Genomic DNA, 15,211 nt, shown 5'->3' with positions numbered 1-15,211 from the left:
TTTGGGCGGGCCGGGGGCGGGCGCCCGGGTTTGCAATCATCGTTCAGCGTTGCCGGCCAGCGGCCGGCACTACCGGTGAGGCGATGCCGCCTCAGGCAGCCAGCAGCTCGAAGATCACCGGCTCGCCGCTGATCGACGATGCGCACACCCACAGCTCGAACTGACCCGGCTCGGCGCGGAACACGCCATCGCGACCGGTGAAGCCCAGCGCATGGCGGTCCAGCGTGAACTGCACCTCGGTGCTCTCACCCGGCTGCAGGGCGATCTTGTCGAAGCCCTTCAGCTCGCGCACCGGCCGCACGCGGCTGGCCACACGATCGTGGATGTACAGCTGCACCACTTCCTCACCCGCCACCGCACCGGTATTGGTCAGCGTCGTGGTGATGGTCAGGGTGTCGTCCCAGCCCAGTTGCGCGCTGCTCAGCTGCGGCACGCCATAGGCGAACGTGGTGTAGCCGATGCCGTGGCCGAAGGCGTACGCCGGCTCGTTCGGAATCTCGCGCCAACGTGCCTTGAACTCGGACATGGTCGGCAGTTCCGGGCGACCGGTACGCGCGTGGTTGTAGAAGTACGGCTGCTGGCCGGAGACCTGCGGGAAGCTGACCGGCAGGCGGCCGGACGGGTTGTAGTCACCGAACAGCACATCGGCCACGGCGTGCCCGGTCTGGGTGCCGAGGTACCAGGTGATCGCCACGGCATGCGCATTGCGCACGGCGCCCTGCAGGGCCAGCGCGCGACCGTTGCGCAGCAGCACCACCAGCGGCTTGCCGGTCATCGCCACCGCTTCAGCCAATGCCTGCTGCGCGGGCGGCAGGGTGATCTCCACGCGCGACTGTGCTTCACCGCTGTACCGCTGCGGTTCGCCCAGGGCGAGCACCACCACGTCGGCACGCAGCGCGGCGGCCACGGCCTGTTCGATGCCATCCTGAACGGCCGCTTCCAGATCGCAGCCCGGCACGATCTCCAGCAGCGCTTCATCGCTGATCGCCGCGCGGACGCCGGCTTCCAGGGTGACGTAGCGCGACTTGTCGCCGAACAGCGTCCAGCAGCCTTCGATGTTCTCGCGGTCCTGCACGAACGGCCCGATCAGCGCGATCTTCTGCCCGGCCTTCTTCAGCGGCAGCACCGACTCGGCGTTCTTCAGCAGCACGATCGAGCGGCGCGCGGCATCGCGCGAGAGTTCGTCATGCGCGGCGATGTGCGAGGTGTCCGCTTCACGCGCCAGATCCAGCGAGCGGTACGGATCGTCGAACAGCCCGATCGCCTCCTTCAGGCGCAGGATGCGGCGCACCGATTCGTCCAGCGTGGCCATCGGTACTTCACCGCTCTCGATCAGGCCCGGCAGGTGCTCGGCGTAGAAGCCGCTCTGCATGCTCAGGTCCAGGCCGGCGGTGAAGGCCTTGGCGGTGGCGTCGCGGTCATCGGCGGCGTAGCCGTGCGCGACCAGCTCCATGTCGGCGGTGTAATCGGAGATCACCACGCCCGGGAAGTTCCACTCCCCGCGCAGGATGTCGGTCAGCAGCTCGGCGTTGGCGCTGGCCGGCACGCCGTTGATGTCGTTGAAGGAGGACATCACGGTCAGGGCGCCGGCTTCGAAGGCGGCCTTGAACGGCGGCAGGTGGACGTCGCGCAGGGTCTGCGGGGAGATGTCGACCATGTTGTATTCCATGCCGGCCATCACCGCGCCGTAGGCGGCGAAATGCTTCGGGGTGGCCAGCAGGGCATCGTCGGCACGCAGGTCCGGGCCCTGGAAGCCGCGCACACGGGCGGCGGCGAACGCACAGCCCAGCACCACGTCTTCACCGGCGCCCTCGGCACCCCGGCCCCAGCGCTGGTCGCGGGCGATATCCACGGCCGGTGCATAGGTCCAGTGCAGGCCGGCGGCGGTGGCTTCCACCGCGGTGGCACGGGCGGTGCGCTCGGCCAGGTCCGGCTCGAAGCTCGCGGCCTCGCCCAGCGGGATCGGGAACACGGTGCGCATGCCGTGGATCACGTCCGCAGCCAGGATCACCGGGATCTTCAGGCGGCTTTCTTCCAGCGCGACCTGCTGGATGCGGCGGCCGGCTTCCACGCCCACGCCATTGAACAGCGAGCCCACCTTGCCCTCGCGCACCTGCTGCAGCACCTGGTCGGCGTTGCTGACGTTGGCTTCCGGATTCACATCCGGCGCGAACGGGCGGACCATGTCGGCGAACACACCCAGCTGGCCGACTTTTTCTTCGACGGTCATCTGGGCAATGAGGGTTTCGATACGATCGGCGGCCACCGGCTGTCCTTATGAAAACGTTTACAAGCCCGGGATTCTAGCGTTCCCGAAGCCGTTGTGAATGACTTTTGCGTTCATTTTTCTTCCCCGGAGGGAGACCCCCGCCGCCGCGCAGGCGGCGACGGAGGCACAGGAGCTTACTCCGCGGCGGCCAGGCGCTGCTGCCCCGCCATCAACATGGCGTCGCTGGATTCCTGGAAAACCCGCAGCCCGAAGGCCGGAAGGATCGCCAGCAGGTGATCGAACACGTCCGACTGCACCCCCTCGTACTCACCCCACGCCGTGCTGCGCGTGAAGCAGTAGATCTCCAGCGGCAGGCCTTGGGTAGTGGGCTGCAGCTGCCGTACCAGCAGGGTCATCTCCGTATGGATGCCCGGATGGTGCTGCAGGTAGCGCTCCACGTAGGCCCGGAAGGTACCCAGGTTGGTGACCCGGCGCGCATTGACGGCCGCCACGCCTTTGGCCTGGAGTTCGGCGTTGTACTGCTGCAGCTCGGCCTGCTTGCCGCGCAGGTAATCGCCCAGCACCGCGAACTGCTCCAGCTCGGCCAGCATCGGCGCATCGACGAAGCCGACGCTGTGCTGGTCCAGATACAACGAGCGCTTGATCCGGCGCCCGCCCGCTTCCTGCATGCCGCGCCAGTTCTTGAACGACTCGGTCACCAGCTTCTTGGTCGGGATGGTGGTGATGGTCTTGTCGAAGTTCTGCACGGTGATGGTGTGCAGAGCGATGTCGATCACGTCGCCATCGGCGTTCTGGCTGGGCATTTCGATCCAGTCGCCCAGCCGCACCCGGCCATCGCCGCTGATCTGCACGCTGGCCACCAGCGACAGGATCGTGTCCTGGAAGATCAGCATGAGTACCGCGGTGGCTGCGCCGAGGCCGGTGACCAGCGGGCCGAGCTTCACCCCCAGCAGGGTCGCCACGATCGACAGGCCGGCGATCACGAAGACAACGATCTTCACGACCTGCAGGTAACCCTTGATCGGCTTGTTGCGCGCATCCGGGCGGCGCTCGTACAGATCGTTGGCGGCGTCCAGCGCATGCGAGACGGCCAGCGCCACGGTCAGCACCGCCCACGCCCGGCACGCCCCGATCACGAACTCCACCAGCTCCGGCGGGAGGTCCGGCACGATCCGGATGCCGGCGGCGATGACCATGCTCGGCACCACGTTGGACAGCCGCGAGATCACCCGCAGGTTGTTACCGCCTTCATTGCCCGCGCTGTGGCCAGGCAAGCGGTTGACCAGCTTGCGCAGGCCGCGCAGCAGGATCTTCTTGGTGACGAAGTTGGCCAGCCAGGCCGCCAGGGCCAGCGCTGCCAGCACCAGCAGGGTGTAGGCCCAGGGCCAGGGTTCGAGGGTCCGCTGGACACTGTCCAGCCATCGGGTTGCCACTACCGCATCCAACATCGTGTATCGCTCTCCTATCAGGGGTATCAGGGCGTTGCCAGGTCCTGCGCGCTGCGCTCGATGATCACGCCGACCGCGCGCGCGCCGCGTACCGCGCCTGGCTTGCTGAGCTTCAGGCGCAGCCATTGCACGTTGAATTCACGCAGCACGATCTCGGCGATGCGCTCGGCCAGGGTTTCGACCAGGCCGTAATCCGAGTCACGCACGAACTGCTCGATGCGCTTGCTCACGGCTTTGTAATTGAGGGTATCGGCGATGTCGTCGCTGGCCGCCGGGCGGCGGTTGTCGAAGCCCATTTCCAGATCGAAACGCAGGGTCTGGCGGATCCGCCGTTCCCAATCGTAGATCCCGATCAGGGCATCGATCTCGAGCCCTTCGATGAATACCTTGTCCATAGCCATGCCACGTGGAAGATGGCGACCATGGTAACGGGGCTGTCCGGAATGTGTCGGGAACCGGGGTGACGAGGCTCTCTGAGAAAGACAAAGGGCCCCTCGCGGGGCCCTCTGCTTACTTCTTGTCCCCGGGCGGAGATGGGAGTTCCATCCGCGGGTCCCGGTGGCGCGCGGGGTAAAACTACGTCCGGGGCCGAGTGGAGTCAATGATTGGTTACGCCAAATGAGACGAGCTGCAGCGCGTGACCCTGCGCTTGAACAGGGATGCGGCAGACGTCATTCCGGCACTCGGCTTTGTGTTCTGGCAGAAGATATTCACGCAGCGCTTTGATGCTCGGCTATGGTCGCATTGCATGGCATCCGTCCTGCCCGGTGCCAACGTGTCAACGCCTTGGCATCTCACCCGTGCGCAGATCCATGACGATCTGGAGCAGATCCGGCGATTACGCAATCGCATCGCCCATCACGAGCCAATTTTCGCCCGGGCCCTGGCCGACGACTTCGCCGCCATCCTGAGGGTCATCGGACGGCGGTGCGGACGCACAGCGGAGTGGGTGTCTGACCATGAATCAGTGACTCAGCTTCTGGTGGATCGGCCGACGTGATGCAGCAGCGCCGCCGCAACCCTCACACCGCCGGCAGCGTCGCCATGTCCCAGCGCGGCGTCACCTGCACCTGCGGCGGCGTGTGCTGGCCCGCTTCCAGACGCAGCGCGCCGGCGAAGGCGATCATCGCGCCGTTGTCGGTGCACAGCGCCGGGCGCGGGAAGCAGGCGCGGCCACCGCGGCGGGCGGCCATCTGCTGCAGCTTGGCGCGCAGGCGCTTGTTGGCCCCTACCCCGCCGGCCACCACGATCACATCGGTGCCCGCCGCATCCAGCGCGCGTTCGCACTTGATCGCCAGGGTGTCGACCACGGCATCTTCAAAGCCGCGCGCGATGTCAGCGCGGGTCTGCTCGCTCTGATCGCTGTCGCGCCAGGCCAGCAGGACCTGGGTCTTCAACCCGGAGAAGCTGAAATCCAGCCCGGGGCGATCGGTCATCGGGCGGGTGAACTTGAACCGGCCCGGCGTGCCGCGCTCGGCCAGGGCGGCCAGCTGTGGGCCACCGGGGTACGGCAGGCCCATCAGCTTGGCGGTCTTGTCGAAGGCCTCGCCGGCGGCGTCGTCCAGGGTCTCGCCGAGCAGGCGGTACTGGCCGATCCGGTCCACGGCGACCAGCTGGGTATGCCCACCGGACACCAGCAGGGCCACGAAGGGCGCCTGCGGCGGGTCGTCTTCCATCAGCGGGGCCAGCAAGTGGCCTTCCATATGATGTACACCGACCGCCGGCACCTCCAGCGCCCAGGCCAGCGAACGGGCCACGCCCGCCCCCACCAGCAGCGCGCCGACCAGCCCGGGGCCGGCCGTATAGGCCACCCCGTCGATGTCGGCCACGGTCATGTCGGCCTCGGCCAGGGTCTGCCGGATCAGCGGCAGCAGTTTGCGCACGTGGTCACGGCTGGCCAGCTCGGGCACCACCCCGCCGTATTCAGCGTGGAGGGCGATCTGGCTGTAGACCGCATGGGCGCGCAGGGCGTCGATCCCGGACAGGGAGGTGTCATACACCGCCACGCCGGTCTCATCGCAGGAAGATTCGATACCAAGGACTCGCATAACGGGTATTATGGACCTCTTCAGGCCCCGGCAGACGTACGCTGGCCTGTCTCTGCATCACCCGTGGCCAAGAAGTTCGCCGGGGTGGGTTGCAACTTCTTTTCTCGCCGCTATAATGTGCGGCTCTCACCGGGCGTGACCCGGTTCTACTGTGTCCCGGAGATTCCATGCCCAGCGTTAAAGTCCGCGAGAACGAGCCCTTCGAGTTTGCGCTCCGTCGCTTCAAGCGCACCTGCGAAAAGGCCGGCGTGCTGGCCGAAACCCGCAAGCGCGAGTTCTATGAAAAGCCGACCCAGGAGCGTAAGCGTAAGGCTGCCGCTGCTGTGAAGCGTCAGCTGCGCCGTTCGTCGCGCGACGTTACCAAGCGTCAGCGCCTGTACTGATCGGACGCAACTTCGATACGGCAGGCCTTGGCCTGTCGTGACGGAGCCGAAGCCGGAACGCGCGAGCGTTACCGGCTTTTTGCGTTCCAGCGCTTCGGCGCCCCGCTTTCCTTTTCCACCGACACGAGGTGTTCCCATGAGCCTGAAGCAGCAGCTCACCGATGACATGAAGGCCGCCATGAAGGCCGGCGAGAAGCACCGCCTGGGCGTGATCCGCCTGATGAACGCCGCGATCAAGCAGCGCGAAGTCGACGAGCGCATCGAGCTGGACGACGCCGCCGTGCTCGCCGTGCTGGAAAAGATGGTCAAGCAGCGCAAGGACTCGGTCACCCAGTTCGAAGCCGCCAACCGCGAAGACCTGGCCGTGATCGAGCGCGAGGAAATCGTGGTGATCGACCAGTACCTGCCGGCCAAGCTGGGCGAGGCCGAGATCGTGGCCGCCATCCAGGCCGCCATCGCCGAAACCGGCGCGACCACCCCGGCCGACATCGGCAAGCTGATGGGTGCGCTCAAGCCGCGCCTGGCCGGTCAGGCCGACATGGGCCTGGTGTCCAAGCTGGTCAAGCAGCAGCTGGCCGGCTGATCCCGCCGCCACGCTGCAGTGAAAAGGCCCGCTCTCGCGGGCCTTTTCCGTTTCAGCAGGTCCGTTGTTACGAGGCCTGGCGGCAGTTGCGCAGCGTCATCGAGCTTTCCTCGATCGAACTGATCTCGCCTTCCAGCTTGGCCCAGTCGCGCTCGCGCAGCATGGTGAAGTTGGCGGCCTGATCCGACGCGAATTCGCAGCGGATGGTGTAGTTGTTGTTGTTGAAGGTGTCGTTCTGGCGGACGCGCAGCAGGCCGCGGGTCGGCGTGACCAGGTAATTGATCGAGCCGATGTCACCGGGCTTGGTCGAATACCGGTTGGAGTTGACCGTATAGATCTGGCCGTCGATCTGATAGCGCCGCCCCACGTACTTCGCGTACAGCGGCAGGAACGTGGCCGAGCGATCGCCCTTGTCTTCCTTGTTCGTGTTGGTCCCCAGCATCAGATCCTTGAAGGCACCGGCACTGCGGTACAACGCCATCGTGTCTTTGACTTCCTTGCCCATCATCTTGGACAGATCCGGCGCTGCCACCGCCTCGACGGCCGGCATCGGGTACTGGGTGCGCCCCGCGGCGGCGACCGCGTCGCCCTGGCTGCCCGCCTTGAGCTTGTCCAGCATTCCGCACATGGACTGCTTGGCCGCAGCCGGCTCGACCGACTGACCGCGGGCCAGCTTGGTCGCCAGGGTGACGCGACCGGTGCGATCGGCGGTGCCCACCAGGACCAACGGGACGCGCAGCCCTGTGCGCTGGATCAGGTACTGGTCGCCGGTATCGCCCTCCACCAGCTGCCCGGCGACTTCGAACTTGTCATCGCCGCCGATCTTGCGCAGCTGGTCCAGTGCGCTCTGCACCTTCAGGCCCGGCACCGTGACATCGGCCATGTACAGCGCACCGTTGCGCGCATCCCCTACCGTCTTGAAAGCCTTGTCGCAGGCCCCGGAAGCCATCGCCGGACCTGCGGCCGCCAACAGCGCCATCGTCGTGTAGACCATTCCTTTCATGAAGCGTCCTTTCTGCTGTGAAGGTGGAAAACCGGGCAAAAGGATAGCGCGATATCCGTCAAGATCCTGACGTGACCGGACCACTTCACCCGGTGCAATCCGTCGATTTGCTAGAACGGGGGCCTCGCTTCCGACCTGATGCCGTCCATGCACCCGCCGAGCCACTCCCTCTCCAGGATCCGCAAGCACATGGCGCGGCTGGAGCAGAGCTTCCCCGCCGTGCTGCTGCGCCGCTTCATCGATGCGGACGTGATGACCCAGGCCGCTGCGCTGGCCTTCTACGCCCTGCTCTCGATGGCGCCGCTGCTGGTGCTGCTGTTGTGGCTGACCGCCTCGCTGTACCCCCCGGCGCAGCAGGCGTTGCTGGGCCAGATCAATGATGTGGCCGGCACCAGCGCCGCCTCGGTGGCGGAGACCGTGCTCAGCAACGCCAACAACCAGCCGGACATCGGCACGCTGGCCGGCGTATGGAGCACCCTGCTGCTGTTCATTGGTGCCACGGCGGTGTTCGCCCAGCTGCAGAACGCCCTGAACCTGATCTTCAACACCAGCGGCGAGCGCCTGGATGGCATCGTGGCCTGGTTGCGCAAGCGGGTGTTTTCGTTCGGCGTGGTGCTGGCGCTGGGCTTCCTGCTGATCCTCTCGATGACCGCCACCACGATGCTGCAGGTCGTGTTCGCGCACCTGCCCTCGGTGCTGCCGGCGATCGGCTATCTGACCAGCCTGGCGCTGTACACCGTGGGCTTCGCCTTCCTTTACCACTACCTGCCCGACCGCCGCGTGGCGTGGCGCCAGGCCTTCATCGGCGGTGCGATCACCTCGGCCCTGTTCGCACTGGGCCGCTATGGCATCGGCCTGTACATCGCCACCGTCGCACCGGGCAGCGCGTATGGCTCGATGGGCGCCCTGGTGATCTCGCTGGTGTGGATCTACTACGCCACGGTGGTGTTCTTCGTCGGTGCACTGATGACGTCGGTGATCGATGAGCGCCTGCGCGCCCATGCCGTGCTCGCCGAGGCTGGGGTGGAGCCACCGAAACCGGGCGAACCGGCCGGCAGCTAGTAGACTAGCGGTACCCCCGCTTCCGCGCGTGGCCGTGACCGGCCATGCCCCCGCCTGCTGCCCATGGCCCGTATCCCCGACGCATTCATCGACGACCTGCTGGCCCGCTCCGACATCGTCGAGGTGGTGGGCAGTCGCGTGCCGCTGAAGCGCCAGGGCAAGGAATACGCCGCGCGCTGCCCCTTCCATGACGAGCGCTCGGCTTCGTTCACGGTCTCACCGACCAAGCAGTTCTATCACTGCTTCGGCTGCGGCGCGCATGGCACGGCGATCAGCTTCCTGATGAATTACGACCGCCTCGAGTTTCTCGACGCGGTCGATGAGCTGGCCAAGCGCGTGGGCATGGAAGTGCCGCGCGATACCCAGCCGCGCACCGCCCAGCAGCAGGACGACAGCCGCGATCTGTACTCGGCGCTGGACGCGGCCACGCGCTTCTTCCAGACCGCGCTGAAAGGCAGCGACAAGGCACGCGCCTACCTGGACCAGCGCGGCGTCGATGAGGAGAACCGCGAGCGCTTCGCCATCGGTTACGCGCCGGACGGCTACAGCGCGTTGAAGGACGCACTGGGCAAGGACGAGCGGCGCATGAAGCTGCTCGACCGCGCCGGCCTGTTTTCCAAGAACGACCGCGGCCACGTCTACGACAAGTTCCGCGACCGGGTCATGTTCCCGATCTTCGACCGCCGTGGGCGCGTGATCGCGTACGGCGGCCGGGTGATGGAGAAAGACGACGGCCCGAAGTACCTCAACTCGCCCGAGACCGCGCTGTTCCACAAGGGCCGCGAGCTGTACGGCCTGTGGCAGGTGCGCCAGGCCAACCAGAAGATCGAGCGGCTGATCGTGGTCGAGGGCTACATGGACGTGGTCTCGCTGTTCCAGTTCGGCGTCACCCAGGCGGTGGCGACACTGGGCACGGCGACCACGCCGGACCACGCCGAGCTGCTGTTCCGCAACGCGCCGGACGTGTTCTTCTGCTTCGATGGCGATGCCGCCGGCCGTCGCGCCGGCTGGCGTGCGCTGGAGTCGGTGCTGCCGCGCATGAAGGACGGCCGCCAGGCCTTCTTCCTGTTCCTTCCCGATGGCGAAGACCCGGACACCATCGTGCGCAAGGAAGGCCGCGAGGGCTTCGATGCCCGGCTGCAGCAGGCCACGCCGCTGTCGCAGTTCTTCTTCGACGAGCTCACCCGTGAGGTCAACATGGGCACGCTCGACGGCAAGGCACGCCTGGCCGAACGGGCCAAGCCGATGCTGGCGCAGATTCCCGATGGCGCCTTCGGCGACCTGATGAAGCAGCAGCTGACCACGCTGACCGGCTTGGGCGCCAAGCCCAGTGCGTCCGCGCAGCCCTCACGCCAACCGCAGCGCGCGGTGGCACCGGCACAGCGCCGCAGCCTGGTGCGCGCGGCCATCGCGATCCTGCTGCAGCAGCCCTCGCTGGCGATGACCCTGGAAGGCCATCACTTCACCGGCCTGCGCCTGCCCGGCATCGAACTGCTGACCGAACTGCTGACCCTGGTCGAGCAGCGCCCGGACATCAGCACCGGCGCGCTGCTGGAGCACTTCGAAGGCCGCGAGGAACAGGAATCGCTGCACAAGCTGGCCGCGCAGACCCTGCCTGGTGATGAGGCGATGTGGACCCAGGAACTGCATGACGCAGTGGCCCAGCTGGAAAAACAGCTGCTGATGCAACGTCTGGATGAGCTTCAGGCAAAGCAGAGCCAGCAGGGTCTGGACGATACTGACAAGTACGAGCTGCGCGAACTGCTCAAGGCGCGCAGCACCCTCCGCTTCTGACCAACGGAGCCGCCGTGGCATCCCACCTCGCGAACCCCGCTGCATCGATCCTCCGCTGGCTCCGCGCTGGCGTCATCGCCGCACTGCTGGCGCCATGCACGCCCGCCTGGGCCGCGGAGCTGCCCTTCGCGCAGCCACGGCCGCAGCTGTACACCGCCGGACAACCCAGCGCCGCTCAGCTACAGCAGGCCGCCGCGGCCGGGATCACCACCGTGATCGACCTACGCCAGCCTGACGAAGCGCGCGGCTTCGATGAAACCGCCGCGGCCGAACGCCTGGGGCTGCGCTATGTGCGCATACCGGTCGCCGGTGCCGCCGGCCTGACCGACGCCAATGCGCAGGCCCTGCGTACCGCGCTGGCGCAGAGCCAAGGCCCGGTGCTGCTGCACTGCGCCTCCGGCAATCGCGCCGGTGCGCTGCTGGCACTGCTGCAGGCGCGTGACGGTGCCTCGGTGGACCAGGCCCTGCAGTTCGGCCGCGAGGCCGGCATGACCTCGCTGGAAGCACCGACCCGTGCCCTGCTGGAGCAGGACGCCGCGCGTTGACCCTGCTCTTCTTCCCCCGCTTACTTCCCTGCTCTACAGGAGCCTGCCCACCATGACCCGCTGGTGGTCGCGCCTGCGACCGGACAACTTCACCCTCGCCTTGCTCTGCACCGTGCTGCTGGCGTCCTTCCTGCCGATGCATGGCGCCGCCGCGATGGTGCTCGACGATGTCACCGACGTCGCCATTGCCGCGCTGTTCTTCCTGCACGGCGCGCGCCTGCCACGAGAGTCGATCGTCGCCGGCCTGCTGCACTGGCGCCTGCACCTGACCATCCTGGCCTGCACCTTCGTGATGTTCCCGCTGCTGGGCCTGATGTTCAAACCGCTGGATGGCTGGCTGCTCACGCCCGAGCTGTACATCGGCGTGCTGTTCCTGTGCGCGCTGCCGTCCACTGTGCAGTCCTCGATCGCGTTCACCTCGATTGCCCGTGGCAACGTCCCGGCGGCGGTGTGCAGCGCCTCGCTGTCGAGCATCCTCGGCGTCTTCCTGACCCCGCTGCTGCTGGCCCTGCTGGCCGGCACCGAAGGCGGCATGCACAACCCCGGCCAGGCCATCGTCAGCATCATGCTGCAGCTGCTGGTGCCGTTCGTGGCCGGCCATCTGCTGCGCCCGTGGATCGCCCGCTGGGTAGAGAAGCAGCGCGCGCTGCTGCGCTATACCGACCAGGGCACGATCCTGCTGGTGGTCTACTCCGCCTTCGGCGAAGCCGTCAGTGAGGGGCTGTGGAGCAAGACGCCGCTGTTGTCGCTGCTCAGCGTGGCCGTGGTGGCAGCCGTGCTGCTCGGCATCGCGATGCCGCTGATCCGCTTCATCGCGCGCCGGCTGGGCTTCAACCGCGAAGACGAGATCACCATCCTGTTCTGCGGCTCGAAGAAGAGCCTGGCCACCGGCGTGCCGATCGCCAAGGTCCTGTTCGCCGGCGGCAGTCTCGGTGCGATCGTGCTGCCGATCATGATCTACCACCAGATCCAGTTGATCGTCTGCGCGATGATCGCGCAGCGGTATGCGCGTGATCCGGTGGAGCCGGCGACGGGTGAGGGAGGTAGTTGAGCGCGCTCGACCTCCTGCCGCGTAGAGCCTCGCCCTACGCGGCATAGCGGAACATCCCCAATCGCAAGCGGCTATTCCACCCACCGCGCCACGCTGAAGCGCGGTAGCCAGATCTGCAGATCGTATGACCGGTCCGAGCCCGTTCTCTGCAGCGGCGAAGGCCCGGTGTATGCCGGCAGTGATCGCGCGCCGCATTGCCGATGCTGTGTGCAGCCCCACGCCTCGCCGCTGCGCGCATCGACCCGCACCGCGTACGGCTGGAGATCGAGCAGCAAGGCGGTCATCGGCGGCCACGGCAGCCCCTCCGGCTGAGTGCGCATGGCATGCACATTCCCGGTGAGTACCAGCAGCCGCCCATCGGAAGGCAACGTTGCGTGGTGCGCGCGCAGTGCATCGGCCATCGCCGCATCACGCGCGCCGGTACCGGCCTGTGCCGCCGGCAGCACCTGGTCGAACCCAACGACCTGTACATCGTGGCCCTGCACGCGCAGGACCCGCACCGCCTCGATCAGCGACAGCGTGTCTTCATTGCGACGGCCGTCGTGCGGCTTACCGGCGGTGCGCCAGTAGGAGGTGGTGCGCACCGCCTGGCGTGCTGCGGCGTCACCGTTGGAGGCCAGATAGGTGGCCAGCCGGGCGTTCTCGGTGGCCGGCAGTTCCAGCCCAAGGTGCACGGGGGTGCCCTGCGCGACATAGGCCTGGACCAGTTCCTGCACGAGCTGCGGCATCTCACGCGTACCGTGCAGTTCGCCCAGGACCACGAGTTGGCTTGCGCCTGCCTGCCGCATGATCTGCGCGGCCGTGTCCTCTGCGGACGCTGCCGGTGCGGCATTCGCCGCACCCAACGCCATCCCGATCACCACGCCTGCCATCCAGCGCCATCGCTTCATGCCGTCACTCCCTGTTCGGTACTGACGCAATGGCGGTGGCGAATTACCGATTCAAGGCAGCTATGCCAACCAGGGCAGCATCCAGTGATCCACCATCAGGAAGGCGAACAGCGCCATCAGGTAGACGATGGAGTAGCCGAACATCTTCATCGAGAACAGTTCGTCCGGCGGATTCAGCATGCGCCACGCATACCAGAGGAAGACCGCGTTGAGCACGATCGCACCGCCGAGGTAGAACATGCCGCTCATGCCGAACACGACCGGCAGGATGCTGACGATGGCCAGGGCGATCGAATAGACCATGATCGACTTGCGGGTGTACGCCACACCATGGGTCACCGGCAGCATCGGGATTTCCGCCTTGGCGTAATCCTCGCGGCGGAAGATCGCCAACGCCCAGAAGTGCGGCGGGGTCCAGATGAAGATGATCAGCACCAGCAGCGACGCGTAGGCCCAGTCCCATGGGCCCTGCATGCCGGTGATCGCCGCCCAGCCGAGCATCGGCGGGGTGGCGCCGGCGAGGCCGCCGATGACGATGTTCTGCGAGGTCGCGCGCTTGAGGTACACGGTGTAGATCACCGCGTACCCGATCAGCGAGGCGAAGGTCAGCACGGCAGTGATCACGTTGACCCAGACCACCAGGATCGTCATCGACAGCGCGATCAGCAGGCCGGCGAAGACCAGTACCTGCCATGGCTTGACCTTGCCCACCACCAGCGGGCGCCACGAGGTGCGCGCCATCTGTGCATCGATGCGCGCATCCAGCAGCTGGTTGATCGCCGCAGCAGCCGAGGCGGCCAGCCAGATGCCGAGGAAGCCGAGTGCGCCGTCCAGCGCCTGCTGCGCGGTCGGCACCCCGGGGATGGCCAGGAACATGCCGACGAGCGCGGTGAACACGATCAGCGCGACGACCTTGGGCTTGGTCAGATCCCAGTACTGACGGTAACTGGCCATGCCGTCAGCCCGCCTGCACGGCAGGGGAGGCCGCGCTGGCCTTGCCGCCCTCGGCATCCGGCGCGCGCAGGCGCGCCAGCAACGTCACCAGCACGAACAGCAGCGCCACGGCGCCCCCGCTGTGCGCGACGGCCACTTCCAGCGGCACCGCCAGCTTCACGTTGAGGATGCCCAGGGTGATCTGCAGCACCACCAGCAGACCCAGGGCGCTCGCCCAGCCGCGCATGCTCGGCAGTCGGAACAGGCGCACCGACAGCCACAGCAGGTACACGGCGACCACGATCGCCATCATGCGGTGCGCCATCTGGATCGCAATGCGCGAGGCGCCATCGAGCACCCCGCCTTCGTAATCCACGCCGATGCCGCGCCACAGGGTGAAGCCTTCCTTGAAGTCATGCGTCGGCCACCACTGGCTGACGCAGCGCGGGAAGTTGTCCAGCGAGGCGCTGCCGCCACCGCAGGCGAGTGCGGCGTAGTTGGCGCTGACCCAGCCGCCGAGGGCGATCTGTGCGACCAGCACGGCCACGCCGGCGCGGATCAGCCACTTCAGCTTGGGCGCTTCGGCCAGGGTGATCGGCATGTGCGTGGCACGCCACGCCATCCACACCAGCAGGCCGAACATCAGCATGCCGCCGAGCAGATGGCCCATCACCACGATCGGCTTGAGCAGCCAGGTGACCGTCCACATGCCGAGCAGCGCCTGGAAGATCACCACCGCCAGCGTCAGCAACGCGGCGCGGGCCAGGTCGATGTTGGTCCAGCGCAGCGCGGCGATCAGCAGGATCGCCTCGCCGATGATCGCCAGGATGCTCGCCGGCACGTGCATCCCCATCATGTACAGCGGTATGCCGGTCGCCACCAGCACACAGGCGGTGATCACCGCGGTGCTGCCCCAGCGACGGCGGCGCGTGGCCAGCAGCGCCAGGGTGAGGATCTCGATGCCGAGTGCACCGGCCAGGAAACGGTGTACCTGCTCGCGCCACGCCTTGTGCGTTTCCAGCGGGCGGATCTTGGCGGCCTCGTGGCCGATCACTTCCTCGGCGTGCTGCGGCCAGGTGACACGGCCATAGCAGGTCGGCCAGTCCGGGCAGCTCAGGCCCGCATCGGACAGACGCACGAACGAACCGAACATGATCGTACTGGCGGTCATGATCAGCGCAAACCACGCCAGACGGTGGAAATTGCGGTGCAGCACCGGGCGTGCGGAGAGGCTCATCTAA

At 66.9% G+C, this 15,211-nt stretch carries 15 protein-coding genes; 7 read left to right on the top strand and 8 right to left on the bottom strand.

What is annotated here, in order from left to right:
• Positions 1 to 91: 91 nt before the first annotated feature.
• The 3 genes from ABE422_RS17520 to folB all read right to left on the bottom strand — a co-directional run bounded on the left by ABE422_RS17520 (position 92) and on the right by folB (position 4,073).
• Complete coding sequence (locus ABE422_RS17520) at positions 92 to 2,266, bottom strand: glycoside hydrolase family 3 N-terminal domain-containing protein (RefSeq protein WP_313220117.1); 2,175 nt, start codon at positions 2,264 to 2,266, stop codon at positions 92 to 94.
• A 137-nt stretch (positions 2,267 to 2,403) separates the two neighbouring features.
• A complete protein-coding gene (locus ABE422_RS17515) occupies positions 2,404 to 3,678 on the bottom strand; it encodes a mechanosensitive ion channel domain-containing protein (RefSeq protein WP_313220118.1) in 1,275 nt (424 codons plus the stop codon).
• Between the two features lie 26 nt (positions 3,679 to 3,704).
• Positions 3,705 to 4,073 (bottom strand): dihydroneopterin aldolase, encoded by a 369-nt coding sequence (gene folB / locus ABE422_RS17510; RefSeq protein ID WP_088434566.1) that lies wholly within the window; start codon positions 4,071 to 4,073, stop codon positions 3,705 to 3,707.
• 242 nt (positions 4,074 to 4,315) lie between these two features.
• Between folB and ABE422_RS17505 the strand changes: the two genes are divergently transcribed.
• Positions 4,316 to 4,678 (top strand): hypothetical protein, encoded by a 363-nt coding sequence (locus ABE422_RS17505; protein ID WP_346483410.1) that lies wholly within the window; start codon positions 4,316 to 4,318, stop codon positions 4,676 to 4,678.
• 22 nt (positions 4,679 to 4,700) lie between these two features.
• Here the strand turns inward: ABE422_RS17505 and tsaD are convergent, their stop codons facing one another.
• Positions 4,701 to 5,726 (bottom strand): tRNA (adenosine(37)-N6)-threonylcarbamoyltransferase complex transferase subunit TsaD, encoded by a 1,026-nt coding sequence (tsaD, locus tag ABE422_RS17500; protein WP_259262101.1) that lies wholly within the window; start codon positions 5,724 to 5,726, stop codon positions 4,701 to 4,703.
• Between the two features lie 167 nt (positions 5,727 to 5,893).
• Here tsaD and rpsU point away from each other — a divergent pair, with 167 nt between their 5' ends.
• Both rpsU and ABE422_RS17490 read left to right on the top strand, forming a co-directional pair.
• Complete coding sequence (gene rpsU, locus ABE422_RS17495; protein ID WP_002808376.1) at positions 5,894 to 6,109, top strand: 30S ribosomal protein S21; 216 nt, start codon at positions 5,894 to 5,896, stop codon at positions 6,107 to 6,109.
• Positions 6,110 to 6,245: 136 nt separating this feature from the next.
• On the top strand, positions 6,246 to 6,692 hold the full coding sequence (locus tag ABE422_RS17490) for a GatB/YqeY domain-containing protein (protein ID WP_176990535.1): 447 nt from the start codon (positions 6,246 to 6,248) through the stop codon (positions 6,690 to 6,692).
• 67 nt (positions 6,693 to 6,759) lie between these two features.
• Here the strand turns inward: ABE422_RS17490 and ABE422_RS17485 are convergent, their stop codons facing one another.
• On the bottom strand, positions 6,760 to 7,695 hold the full coding sequence (locus ABE422_RS17485) for a hypothetical protein (protein ID WP_313212964.1): 936 nt from the start codon (positions 7,693 to 7,695) through the stop codon (positions 6,760 to 6,762).
• Positions 7,696 to 7,833: 138 nt separating this feature from the next.
• Here ABE422_RS17485 and ABE422_RS17480 point away from each other — a divergent pair, with 138 nt between their 5' ends.
• The 4 genes from ABE422_RS17480 to ABE422_RS17465 all read left to right on the top strand — a co-directional run bounded on the left by ABE422_RS17480 (position 7,834) and on the right by ABE422_RS17465 (position 12,147).
• Complete coding sequence (locus ABE422_RS17480) at positions 7,834 to 8,757, top strand: YihY/virulence factor BrkB family protein (RefSeq protein ID WP_313212962.1); 924 nt, start codon at positions 7,834 to 7,836, stop codon at positions 8,755 to 8,757.
• A 63-nt stretch (positions 8,758 to 8,820) separates the two neighbouring features.
• Positions 8,821 to 10,551, top strand: coding sequence for a DNA primase (gene dnaG / locus ABE422_RS17475; protein ID WP_346464577.1), 1,731 nt, complete (start codon positions 8,821 to 8,823; stop codon positions 10,549 to 10,551).
• 74 nt (positions 10,552 to 10,625) lie between these two features.
• Complete coding sequence (locus tag ABE422_RS17470; RefSeq protein WP_346483411.1) at positions 10,626 to 11,096, top strand: sulfur transferase domain-containing protein; 471 nt, start codon at positions 10,626 to 10,628, stop codon at positions 11,094 to 11,096.
• 52 nt (positions 11,097 to 11,148) lie between these two features.
• A complete protein-coding gene (locus tag ABE422_RS17465) occupies positions 11,149 to 12,147 on the top strand; it encodes a bile acid:sodium symporter family protein (protein ID WP_346466602.1) in 999 nt (332 codons plus the stop codon).
• Between the two features lie 71 nt (positions 12,148 to 12,218).
• Here ABE422_RS17465 and ABE422_RS17460 read toward each other — a convergent pair whose 3' ends face one another.
• The 3 genes from ABE422_RS17460 to ABE422_RS17450 are packed head-to-tail and all read right to left on the bottom strand — an operon-like array spanning position 12,219 to position 15,207.
• The gene (locus ABE422_RS17460; protein ID WP_313212957.1) at positions 12,219 to 13,037 is read right to left on the bottom strand and encodes a calcium-binding protein; all 819 of its coding nucleotides are present in this window, start codon (positions 13,035 to 13,037) and stop codon (positions 12,219 to 12,221) included.
• A gap of 60 nt (positions 13,038 to 13,097) precedes the next feature.
• Positions 13,098 to 13,991, bottom strand: coding sequence for a heme o synthase (gene cyoE / locus ABE422_RS17455; protein WP_313212955.1), 894 nt, complete (start codon positions 13,989 to 13,991; stop codon positions 13,098 to 13,100).
• Positions 13,992 to 13,995: 4 nt separating this feature from the next.
• Complete coding sequence (locus ABE422_RS17450; RefSeq protein WP_346483409.1) at positions 13,996 to 15,207, bottom strand: COX15/CtaA family protein; 1,212 nt, start codon at positions 15,205 to 15,207, stop codon at positions 13,996 to 13,998.
• Positions 15,208 to 15,211 lie beyond the last annotated feature (4 nt).

Source organism: Stenotrophomonas sp. TWI1151 (assembly GCF_039673135.1).
GTDB lineage: Bacteria > Pseudomonadota > Gammaproteobacteria > Xanthomonadales > Xanthomonadaceae > Stenotrophomonas.
The sequence above is the reverse complement of the archived record's forward strand: the minus strand, read 5'-3'. Positions and strand labels throughout refer to the sequence as shown.

Coding starts and splice junctions, on each gene's coding strand:
- ABE422_RS17515 (WP_313220118.1), bottom strand. CDS start 3,678: ATGTTGGATGCGGTAGTGGCAACCCGATGGCTGGACAGTGTCCAGCGG.
- folB (WP_088434566.1), bottom strand. CDS start 4,073: ATGGACAAGGTATTCATCGAAGGGCTCGAGATCGATGCCCTGATCGGG.
- ABE422_RS17460 (WP_313212957.1), bottom strand. CDS start 13,037: ATGAAGCGATGGCGCTGGATGGCAGGCGTGGTGATCGGGATGGCGTTG.
- ABE422_RS17450 (WP_346483409.1), bottom strand. CDS start 15,207: ATGAGCCTCTCCGCACGCCCGGTGCTGCACCGCAATTTCCACCGTCTG.
- tsaD (WP_259262101.1), bottom strand. CDS start 5,726: ATGCGAGTCCTTGGTATCGAATCTTCCTGCGATGAGACCGGCGTGGCG.
- ABE422_RS17465 (WP_346466602.1), top strand. CDS start 11,149: ATGACCCGCTGGTGGTCGCGCCTGCGACCGGACAACTTCACCCTCGCC.
- dnaG (WP_346464577.1), top strand. CDS start 8,821: ATGGCCCGTATCCCCGACGCATTCATCGACGACCTGCTGGCCCGCTCC.
- ABE422_RS17480 (WP_313212962.1), top strand. CDS start 7,834: ATGCCGTCCATGCACCCGCCGAGCCACTCCCTCTCCAGGATCCGCAAG.
- cyoE (WP_313212955.1), bottom strand. CDS start 13,991: ATGGCCAGTTACCGTCAGTACTGGGATCTGACCAAGCCCAAGGTCGTC.
- ABE422_RS17490 (WP_176990535.1), top strand. CDS start 6,246: ATGAGCCTGAAGCAGCAGCTCACCGATGACATGAAGGCCGCCATGAAG.
- rpsU (WP_002808376.1), top strand. CDS start 5,894: ATGCCCAGCGTTAAAGTCCGCGAGAACGAGCCCTTCGAGTTTGCGCTC.
- ABE422_RS17485 (WP_313212964.1), bottom strand. CDS start 7,695: ATGAAAGGAATGGTCTACACGACGATGGCGCTGTTGGCGGCCGCAGGT.